Raw genomic sequence first — 10025 nt, forward strand, 5'->3', positions numbered from 1 at the left:
CAGACGTAAGACACTGCCCGAAATCAGGAAGTGCGCCACCAACCGTGCAGAACAAATGTTGCTTTCATCTCAGATACCTTCTTCATGTGAACTTGCGTACTAGTTAACTAGTTCGGTGGAATAAAGTCAACACCTGATTTCAGTATATTTGTCGAAACCGCTATGATGGGCGTGATACGACATTTATTGAAACGGGAGCCGCCTTGAGCGACACGAATTACGCAGTGATTTATGACCTGCACAGTCATACTACAGCCTCCGATGGGCGGTTAACGCCAGAAGCCTTAGTACACCGTGCGGTAGAGATGCGAGTCGGTACACTGGCGATCACCGATCATGACACCACGGCCGGCATTGCGGCGGCAAGAGAAGAAATTTCACGTTCAGGTTTAGCCTTAAATTTGATCCCTGGCGTCGAGATATCAACGGTCTGGGAAAACCATGAGATCCATATAGTGGGTCTGAACATTGATATCGCCCATCCCATGATGTGTGAGTTTCTGGCGCAACAAACGGAACGTCGTCAGCAGCGTGCACGCCTGATTGCAGAACGACTCGACAAAGCGCATATCCCCGGCGCTTGGGAAGGGGCGTTACGCCTGGCCGATGGCGGGGCGGTTACGCGGGGCCATTTTGCGCGTTTCCTGATGGAATGTGGAAAAGCCACAACCATGGCGGATGTCTTTAAAAAATATCTTGCCCGTGGGAAAACCGGTTACGTTCCGCCACAGTGGTGTACAATAGAACAAGCTATTGATGTCATTCATCATTCTGGCGGTAAGGCTGTTCTGGCTCATCCTGGGCGGTACGATCTTAGCGCTAAGTGGCTGAAAAGACTGGTTGCGCATTTTGCTGAACACCGCGGCGACGCGATGGAAGTAGCACAGTGCCAGCAGTCTCCCAATGAACGCACCCATCTGGCGACGCTTGCGCGTTCGCATCAACTGTGGGCATCGCAAGGGTCTGATTTTCATCTACCCTGCCCATGGATTGAGTTGGGCCGTAAACTTTGGTTGCCCGCAGGCGTAGAAGGCGTCTGGCAACTTTGGGAGCAGCCCGAGATCACAGAGAGGAAAGTATGAGTCAGTTTTTTTATATTCATCCCGAAAACCCGCAGCAGCGACTGATCAATCAGGCCGTTGAAATCGTGCGTAAAGGTGGGGTGATCGTCTATCCAACCGATTCCGGTTATGCGTTGGGCTGCAAAATTGAAGATAAAGGCGCCATGGAGCGCATTTGCCGCATCCGTCACCTGCCGGACGGACACAACTTTACGCTGATGTGTCGTGACCTGTCCGAACTGTCGACCTATTCGTTTGTCGACAACGTGGCATTCCGTTTAATTAAAAACAACACGCCGGGTAACTACACCTTCATCCTGAAAGGGACGAAAGAAGTTCCGCGCCGTTTGTTGCAGGAAAAACGTAAGACCATCGGCCTGCGTGTGCCATCGAATCCGATTGCGCTGGCGCTGCTGGAAGCACTGGGCGAGCCGATGCTATCTACATCGCTGATGCTGCCGGGCAGTGAATTTACTGAGTCAGACCCAGAAGAGATTAAAGACCGTCTGGAAAAACTGGTGGATTTGATTATCCACGGTGGCTATCTCGGCCAGCAGCCGACCACGGTCATCGATTTAACCGACGATTCTCCGGTGGTGTTGCGTGAAGGCGTCGGCGACGTTAAACCTTTCTTATAAGGGCGCGAACCGCTATACTACGCGGCCTTAAAATGGCGCTGACTGGCGCCGTTGATTCTCCTGTTCGACGCCTGTGAAGGCGACATCTAAAGGAAGCTCTATGAGCGAAAAGTTACAAAAAGTGCTGGCGCGCGCTGGCCACGGTTCTCGCCGTGAAATCGAATCTATTATTGCCGCGGGGCGCGTGAGCGTTGATGGCAAAATTGCCACGCTCGGCGATCGCGTTGAAGTCACTCCGGGTCTGAAAATCCGTATCGACGGTCATCTGATTTCGGTTAAAGAGTCTGCGGAGCAAATCTGCCGCGTTCTGGCCTATTACAAGCCAGAAGGTGAACTGTGTACCCGTAACGACCCGGAAGGTCGTCCGACCGTGTTCGATCGTTTGCCAAAACTGCGTGATGCGCGCTGGATTGCCGTAGGGCGTCTGGACGTGAATACCTGCGGTTTACTGCTGTTTACCACCGATGGTGAACTGGCTAACCGTCTGATGCACCCAAGCCGTGAAGTTGAACGTGAATATGCGGTACGTGTGTTTGGTCAGGTTGATGATGCCAAACTGCGCGATCTGAGTCGTGGCGTACAGCTGGAAGATGGTCCGGCGGCATTTAAAACGATCAAATTCAGCGGTGGTGAAGGGATCAACCAGTGGTATAACGTCACGCTGACCGAAGGGCGTAACCGTGAAGTCCGTCGCCTGTGGGAAGCTGTAGGTGTACAGGTAAGCCGTCTTATTCGTGTTCGTTACGGTGATATCCCGCTGCCGAAAGGCCTGCCGCGTGGTGGCTGGACCGAGCTTGACCTCGCGCAGACCAACTATCTGCGTGAACTGGTGGAGCTGAAGCCGGAAACGACCTCTAAAGTTGCCGTCGAGAAAGATCGTCGTCGCATGAAGGCAAATCAGATCCGTCGTGCGGTGAAGCGCCACTCACAGGTCGGTAGCAGCCGTCGTCCGGGTGGTCGTAGCAACAACGGTTAATTATGACCAGGCCTGATAAGCAAAGCGCCATCAGGCGTTAGCGTGGAGCCGGATGCGGCGCAAGCGCCTTATCCGGCCTACTGTCAGTAATCGATCCCTATCTGGGCCTTTACGCCCGCTTCAAACGCATGCTTGACCGGGCGCAACTCGCTGACCGTATCCGCTAACTCCAGAATATCGCGATGACATCCACGGCCGGTGATAATCACCGTTTGATGGGCAGGGCGCGCGTTTAGGGCAGTGATGACCTCTTCAAGCGGCAGATAGTCGTATGCCACCATATAGGTCAGCTCGTCCAGCACCACCATATCCAGTTCATCGTCGGCCAGCATCCGCTTGCCATGTTCCCACACGGCCATACAGGCCGCGGTGTCGGACTCACGGTTTTGCGTTTCCCAGGTAAATCCTGTCGCCATAACCTGAAACTCTACGCCGTGGGGTTCAAGTAAGTTACGTTCTCCGTTTGGCCACGTACCTTTAATAAATTGTACGACGCCGACTTTTTTACCGTGGCCCACCGCGCGCGTGGCGGTACCGAATGCGGCGGTAGTTTTACCCTTACCATTTCCGGTGAATACGATGATGATCCCGCGCTCGTCCGTAGCGGCGGCAACGCGTGCGTCAACCCGATCTTTTACGCGCTGTTGACGTTGCTGATAGCGTTCTTCACTCATTGGGCAATTCCTGGTTTACGGCCCGGCTGGGCGTCAAAAGTCATACCGGTTTTACGGCGGCTGTCATCGCCCATCAGCCACAGGTAGAGCGGCATAATATCGGCGGGAGTTTTCAATTTTTGTGGATCTTCCGTGGGGAATGCGCTGGCTCGCATGCCAGTTCGTGTTCCACCAGGATTGATACAGTTTACGCGCAGATGACGGTTTTGATACTCATCAGCCAGAACCTGCATCATCCCTTCGGTAGCAAATTTTGAGGTGGCATACGCCCCCCAATTGGCGCGTCCCTGGCGGCCGACGCTGGAAGAGGTAAAGACCAGCGATCCGGCATCGGATTTGAGTAACAACGGCAGCAATGCCTGAGTCAGCATAAAAGTGGCATTCACATTTACCTGCATCACATCCTGCCAGACCTGCGGGTTTTGTTCACTCATTGGGCAAATATCGCCGAGTAATCCGGCGTTATGCAGTACGCCATCCAGACGTGAGAAATGTGCGGCAATGCGCTGCGCAAGCTGGTGACATTCTTCAGAGGTACAGGTCAGTAAATCCAGTGTAAACCACTGTGGTTGTGTTCCGTTTTCATCGGCGATAGTGCGGGCAACCTGACGCAGTTTTTCTTCGTTACGCCCAAGCAGGATAACGGTCGCGCCATAGCGTGCATAGGTCTGCGCGGCTTCGCGTCCGATACCATCGCTGGCACCGGTGACAAGAATAATGCGGCCCTGTAAAAGGTCTTGTTTAGGTTGGTAATGCACGGCTACTCCTCGGCGACGCCCTGGCCATCTCGTTCGCAATAACTTTTGGGCTTTATGCCTTAAACCCTGTTCTTTTTCAATCAGCCAAAGGCAATAACACCGCAAAATGAACGCTTTGTCATGCTTTTTACTGATTCAGCACTGGATGTATGAAGCAAGACGAGGTGACACGCCTGTTGTACACTGAGCGGAAGTCGCGTTGTTTAACCAAGGTGGGTCTCGTGGAATTGTTGTCTGAATATGGGTTGTTTTTGGCAAAAATTGTCACTGTCGTGGTGGCTATTGCAGTGGTGGTGATGCTGATCGTAAACGCGACACAACGCAAACGTCAGCGTGGGGAATTGCGGGTTATTAACCTCAGCGATCAATATAAAGAGATGAAGGAAGACCTGTCGCTGGCCTTATTGGATGGGCATCAGCAAAAATTCTGGCATAAGGCGCAGAAAAAGAAACAGAAGCTGGAGGCGAAGGCCGCCAAGGCAAAAGCGAAACTGGGTGACAGTACGTCATCAGATAAACCCCGTGTATGGGTGCTTGATTTTAAAGGCAGTATGGATGCCCACGAGGTCAGCGCATTACGCGAAGAGGTGACGGCGGTGCTGGCGGTTGTTAAACCTCAGGATCAGGTGGTGGTTCGTCTGGAAAGCCCGGGCGGTGTGGTACATGGTTATGGCCTGGCTGCGTCCCAGTTACAACGCCTGCGCGATAAGCAGATCCCACTGACCGTCACGGTAGATAAAGTCGCTGCGAGCGGCGGATATATGATGGCCTGCGTGGCAGATAAAATTGTTTCGGCGCCGTTTGCTATCGTCGGCTCAATTGGCGTGGTGGCGCAGATCCCGAACTTTAACCGCTTCCTGAAAGGGAAAGATATTGATATCGAACTGCACACCGCCGGACAGTACAAGCGTACGCTGACGCTGCTTGGCGAGAACACGGAAGAAGGGCGGCAGAAATTCCGTGAAGATTTGAACGAAACACATCATTTGTTTAAAGATTTTGTCCATCGTATGCGCCCGACTCTGGACATTGAGCAGGTTGCCACGGGTGAACACTGGTTTGGTCAACAGGCGCTGGCAAATGGGCTGGTGGATGAGATCAACACCAGCGATGAGGTGATCCTCGGGCTGATGGAAGGTCGTGAAGTGTTGAACGTTCGCTATCTGCAGCGTAAAAAGCTGATGGATCGTTTTACCGGTAGTGCGGCGGAGAGCGCCGATCGTTTGCTGATGCGCTGGTGGCAGCGGGGGCAGAAGCCACTGATGTAAAATTGTCATTGCCGGATAGCGATGCTTACATATCCTATCCGGCCTACAAATAGGCATCAATGTTGGCTGGATAAGGTGTTGCCGCCATCCGGCAAATTATTTCTCGAGTTAATCGATCAAGTGATACTTTTCAGAAAGTACGTGCGCCAGGTGTTTAAACATATTAAACACAGCCGTACTTTTGGGCGTTGGTAGCCCTTGCTCGTCTAAAAAGTAATCTCCGCTGAAAACCAGCACGCCGTTTCGCTGCGTAACGCCGGTGGCGACAATCCCCGCCAGCGTGTCCTCATGCTCACGAATGATTTTGTTGGCTTCAATCAGCAGTGTTTCGCGATCGATGGGTTGAGTGTCTTTATGCATGATTTACTCCTTAAACAAGGACATTAGTCTACGCTGAGCCCGCCTTATGGGCAAATATTCCCTGACATAAATGAAGGTTTTACGACAGTGTTACAACTGGCGAGATTTGTTTTTGCATGCTAATAAAGTTGCGTAACGCATTTTATCAGGTACAGTGTGACGCTTTCGTCAATCTGGCAACAGATTTGCTTGACATTCGACCAATACTTCGTCGTGCTAGAGCGTTTGTGAGAAAAAAAGCCTGTTAACTCAGTTACATGAGAGTTACATTACAAGCGCAAAACAGTTTAAGGGGTTGATATCCGCCGACGCAGAGACCATATCGATGTCTCGTCGCCAGTGGAAGGTGAATCAACGTGCGACGCATTCTGGAAGAATCAAATTAGGTAAAGGTGAATATGGGTAAAGCTCTTGTCATCGTTGAGTCCCCGGCAAAAGCCAAAACGATCAACAAGTATCTGGGTAATGACTACGTGGTGAAATCCAGCGTCGGTCATATCCGTGATTTGCCGACCAGTGGCTCAGCAACTAAAAAGAGCGCCGACTCAACCTCCACCAAAACGGCTAAAAAGCCCAAAAAGGATGAACGTGGCGCTCTCGTCAACCGTATGGGTGTTGACCCGTGGCACAACTGGGATGCGCGCTATGAAGTGCTGCCTGGTAAAGAGAAAGTTGTTTCTGAACTGAAGCAACTGGCTGAAAAAGCCGACCACATCTATCTCGCAACCGACCTTGACCGCGAAGGGGAAGCCATTGCATGGCACCTGCGGGAAGTCATCGGTGGCGACGACACCCGCTACAGCCGCGTGGTGTTTAACGAAATTACCAAAAATGCTATTCGCCAGGCGTTTGAAAAACCGGGCGAGTTGAACATCGATCGTGTTAATGCGCAACAGGCGCGCCGCTTTATGGACCGTGTTGTGGGCTATATGGTGTCGCCACTGCTGTGGAAAAAAATTGCGCGTGGTCTGTCTGCCGGTCGCGTACAGTCTGTGGCTGTGCGTCTGGTGGTTGAGCGTGAACGCGAAATCAAAGCATTTGTTCCAGAAGAGTTCTGGGAAATTGATGCTAACACGACCACGCCGGGCGGCGACGCGTTGCCGCTTGAGGTGACGCATCAAAATGATAAACCGTTCCGTCCCGTAAATCGGGAACAAACGCTTGCCGCGGTTAGCCTGTTGGAAAAAGCGCGCTATAGCGTCCTGGAACGTGAAGATAAACCGACCAGCAGCAAGCCGAGTGCTCCGTTCATTACCTCCACGCTACAGCAGGCTGCGAGCACGCGTCTGGGCTTTGGTGTGAAGAAAACCATGATGATGGCGCAGCGCTTGTATGAAGCGGGTTACATCACTTACATGCGTACTGACTCAACCAATCTGAGCCAGGATGCTGTCACCATGGTTCGCGATTACATCAGTGATAATTTTGGCAAAAAATATTTGCCGGAGAGCGCGAACCAGTACGCCAGCAAAGAGAACTCGCAGGAAGCACACGAAGCTATCCGTCCTTCCGATGTCGCTGTACTGGCGGAATCGCTGAAAGATATGGAAGCCGATGCGCAAAAACTGTATCAGCTGATCTGGCGCCAGTTTGTAGCTTGTCAGATGACGCCAGCGAAATATGACTCTACCACCCTGACCGTGGGTGCGGGTGATTTCCGTCTGAAAGCGCGTGGTCGTATTCTTCGTTTCGATGGTTGGACCAAAGTGATGCCCGCACTGCGTAAGGGCGATGAAGATCGCATCTTACCGGCGGTGGACAAAGGCGATACCTTGACGCTTATCGAGCTGACACCTGCGCAGCATTTCACCAAGCCGCCTGCGCGCTTCAGTGAAGCTTCGCTGGTTAAAGAGCTTGAAAAGCGTGGCATTGGTCGTCCATCCACCTATGCGTCGATCATTTCTACGATTCAGGATCGCGGTTATGTTCGCGTTGAAAACCGTCGTTTCTACGCTGAAAAAATGGGTGAAATCGTCACCGATCGTCTGGAAGAAAACTTCCGCGAACTGATGAACTACGATTTTACCGCGCAGATGGAAGACAGCCTCGACCAGGTGGCGAATCACGAAGCCGAATGGAAGGGCGTACTCGACAACTTCTTCACTGATTTTACTCAGCAGTTAGATAAAGCCGAGAAAGATCCTGAAGAAGGCGGTATGCGTCCGAACCAGATGGTGCTGACCAGCATTGATTGCCCGACCTGCGGACGCAAGATGGGTATTCGTACCGCCAGTACCGGCGTTTTCCTTGGTTGCTCCGGCTACGCACTTTCCCCGAAAGAGCGTTGCAAAACCACCATTAACCTGGTGCCGGAAAACGAAGTATTGAACGTGCTGGAAGGCGATGACGCGGAAACGAACGCATTGCGCGCCAAACGCCGCTGCCAGAAGTGCGGTACGGCAATGGACAGTTATCTCATCGATCCTAAGCGCAAATTGCATGTGTGTGGTAATAACCCAACCTGCGACGGCTACGAGATCGAAGAGGGTGAATTCCGTATCAAGGGTTATGACGGTCCTATCGTAGAGTGCGAAAAATGTGGTTCTGAAATGCACCTGAAAATGGGACGTTTCGGCAAGTACATGGCGTGTACTAACGACGAGTGTAAAAACACCCGTAAGATCCTGCGTAACGGTGAAGTTGCTCCGCCGAAAGAAGATCCGGTTCCGCTGCCGGAACTGCCGTGTGAAAAATCTGACGCGTATTTCGTGTTACGTGATGGTGCTGCAGGTATCTTCCTGGCGGCCAATACGTTCCCGAAATCACGTGAGACTCGTGCGCCGTTGGTGGAAGAGTTGTACCGCTTCCGCGATCGCCTGCCGGAAAAACTGCGTTATCTGGCAGATGCGCCGCAAACAGACCCGGATGGTAACAAGTCTATGGTTCGTTTCAGCCGTAAAACCAAGCAGCAATACGTTGCCGCTGAGAAAGACGGTAAGGCGACAGGCTGGTCCGCGTTCTTCGTTGACGGTAAATGGGTAGAAGGGAAGAAATAACAGCGTTTCGGCTGAATTTCTCCTCAAAGGGTCGCGTAAGCGGCCCTTTTTGTTTCTGGCATATTATTTTTTGTCATACCTATACAGCGTACATATAAATGATATAGTGGTTATAGTTAACAGACTTTTTATTATTAAATCGTATTAGCAGCGCCCACGAGCCTGCACTGAAACGATGATTTGATGGCGCGAATCGGGATGGCATAACATGAAATTACAGCAGCTTCGCTACATTGTTGAGGTGGTGAACCACAACCTTAATGTCTCCTCAACGGCGGAAGGGCTTTATACCTCTCAGCCCGGTATCAGTAAGCAAGTTCGTATGCTGGAAGATGAACTTGGCATCCAGATTTTCGCCCGTAGCGGTAAGCATCTGACCCAGGTTACGCCAGCGGGGCAGGAAGTTATCCGTATTGCGCGCGAAGTACTGTCTAAGGTAGATGCTATTAAGTCCGTTGCTGGCGAACATACCTGGCCGGATAAAGGCTCGCTGTATATTGCCACCACGCACACCCAGGCACGTTACGCTTTGCCGAACGTGATTAAAGGTTTTATTGAGCGATATCCTCGTGTTTCATTGCATATGCATCAGGGATCGCCGACGCAAATTGCCGAAGCCGTCTCGAAAGGGAATGCGGATTTTGCCATCGCGACGGAAGCCCTGCATCTGTATGACGATCTGGTGATGTTACCTTGCTACCACTGGAACCGTTCGATTGTCGTCACGCCGGATCATCCGCTGGCGGGAAAATCTTCGGTTTCTATTGAGGAACTGGCACAGTATCCACTGGTGACCTACACCTTTGGATTTACCGGGCGTTCGGAGCTGGATACCGCGTTTAACCGTGCGGGTCTGGAGCCGCGTATTGTTTTTACCGCGACCGATGCCGATGTTATTAAAACCTATGTCCGTCTGGGTCTCGGCGTGGGTGTAATTGCCAGTATGGCGGTTGATCCTGTTTCCGATCCTGACCTGGTACGTGTGGATGCGCACGATATCTTCAGCCATAGCACCACCAAAATTGGTTTTCGTCGCAGCACCTTCTTACGTAGTTACATGTATGATTTCATTCAACGTTTCGCGCCGCATCTGACGCGTGATGTGGTGGACACGGCGGTGGCACTGCGTTCCAACGATGATATTGAAGCCATGTTTAAAGATATTAAATTGCCTGAGAAATAATAACGGTTGTTACCTCGTCGGTATCCGTAAGCATAAAGTGATACCGACGGGAGAGTCTGAATTTATTCATTATTTCTCCTCCTATATATTAACCATATATTATTTATGGAA

10 protein-coding genes and 1 other annotated feature (1 of these 11 running past the window's edge) are annotated in these 10025 nt (G+C 51.7%); of the genes, 6 read left to right on the forward strand and 4 right to left on the reverse strand.

The window, feature by feature from the left end; translation table 11 throughout:
- Positions 1–47 (reverse strand) — a sequence feature (Trp leader region) (it extends 48 nt beyond the left edge of the window).
- On the reverse strand, positions 24–68 hold the full coding sequence (gene trpL, locus BZK40_RS22130) for a trp operon leader peptide (protein WP_012905981.1): 45 nt from the start codon (positions 66–68) through the stop codon (positions 24–26). Its footprint overlaps the feature before it by 24 nt.
- Positions 69–203: 135 nt before the next feature.
- Here trpL and rnm point away from each other — a divergent pair, with 135 nt between their 5' ends.
- From rnm to rluB, 3 genes are all read left to right on the forward strand, one after another.
- Positions 204–1082 carry an RNase RNM gene (gene rnm, locus BZK40_RS22135; RefSeq protein WP_008784938.1) on the forward strand — a complete coding sequence of 293 codons (879 nt, stop codon included), beginning with the start codon at positions 204–206 and terminating at the stop codon, positions 1080–1082.
- Entirely contained in the window at positions 1079–1699 is a 621-nt protein-coding gene (locus BZK40_RS22140; RefSeq protein WP_003833336.1) for an L-threonylcarbamoyladenylate synthase, read from the forward strand. The genes rnm and BZK40_RS22140 overlap by 4 nt, the downstream gene beginning before the upstream one ends.
- 100 nt (positions 1700–1799) lie before the next feature.
- The gene (gene rluB, locus BZK40_RS22145; protein ID WP_003020625.1) at positions 1800–2675 is read left to right on the forward strand and encodes a 23S rRNA pseudouridine(2605) synthase RluB; all 876 of its coding nucleotides are present in this window, start codon (positions 1800–1802) and stop codon (positions 2673–2675) included.
- An 83-nt stretch (positions 2676–2758) separates the two neighbouring features.
- Here rluB and cobO read toward each other — a convergent pair whose 3' ends face one another.
- Together cobO and BZK40_RS22155 are read right to left on the reverse strand one after the other, a co-directional pair.
- A complete protein-coding gene (cobO, locus tag BZK40_RS22150; RefSeq protein WP_003833333.1) occupies positions 2759–3349 on the reverse strand; it encodes a cob(I)yrinic acid a,c-diamide adenosyltransferase in 591 nt (196 codons plus the stop codon).
- The gene (locus BZK40_RS22155; RefSeq protein ID WP_079935307.1) at positions 3346–4107 is read right to left on the reverse strand and encodes a YciK family oxidoreductase; all 762 of its coding nucleotides are present in this window, start codon (positions 4105–4107) and stop codon (positions 3346–3348) included. Before BZK40_RS22155 ends, cobO begins: the two co-directional genes overlap by 4 nt.
- Before the next feature lie 221 nt (positions 4108–4328).
- On the opposite strand from BZK40_RS22155, the gene sohB reads away from it, so the two are divergent.
- A complete protein-coding gene (gene sohB, locus BZK40_RS22160) occupies positions 4329–5375 on the forward strand; it encodes a protease SohB (RefSeq protein ID WP_032934465.1) in 1047 nt (348 codons plus the stop codon).
- Positions 5376–5483: 108 nt separating this feature from the next.
- Here the strand turns inward: sohB and BZK40_RS22165 are convergent, their stop codons facing one another.
- Positions 5484–5735 (reverse strand): YciN family protein, encoded by a 252-nt coding sequence (locus tag BZK40_RS22165; RefSeq protein WP_003020616.1) that lies wholly within the window; start codon positions 5733–5735, stop codon positions 5484–5486.
- A gap of 398 nt (positions 5736–6133) precedes the next feature.
- Between BZK40_RS22165 and topA the strand changes: the two genes are divergently transcribed.
- Both topA and cysB read left to right on the forward strand, forming a co-directional pair.
- A complete protein-coding gene (gene topA, locus BZK40_RS22170) occupies positions 6134–8731 on the forward strand; it encodes a type I DNA topoisomerase (protein ID WP_003833325.1) in 2598 nt (865 codons plus the stop codon).
- Between the two features lie 208 nt (positions 8732–8939).
- A complete protein-coding gene (cysB, locus tag BZK40_RS22175; protein ID WP_003020610.1) occupies positions 8940–9914 on the forward strand; it encodes an HTH-type transcriptional regulator CysB in 975 nt (324 codons plus the stop codon).
- Positions 9915–10025: the final 111 nt, after the last annotated feature.

The sequence above is a fragment of the Citrobacter portucalensis genome (genome assembly GCF_002042885.1).
GTDB classification, from domain to species: Bacteria; Pseudomonadota; Gammaproteobacteria; order Enterobacterales; family Enterobacteriaceae; genus Citrobacter; species Citrobacter portucalensis.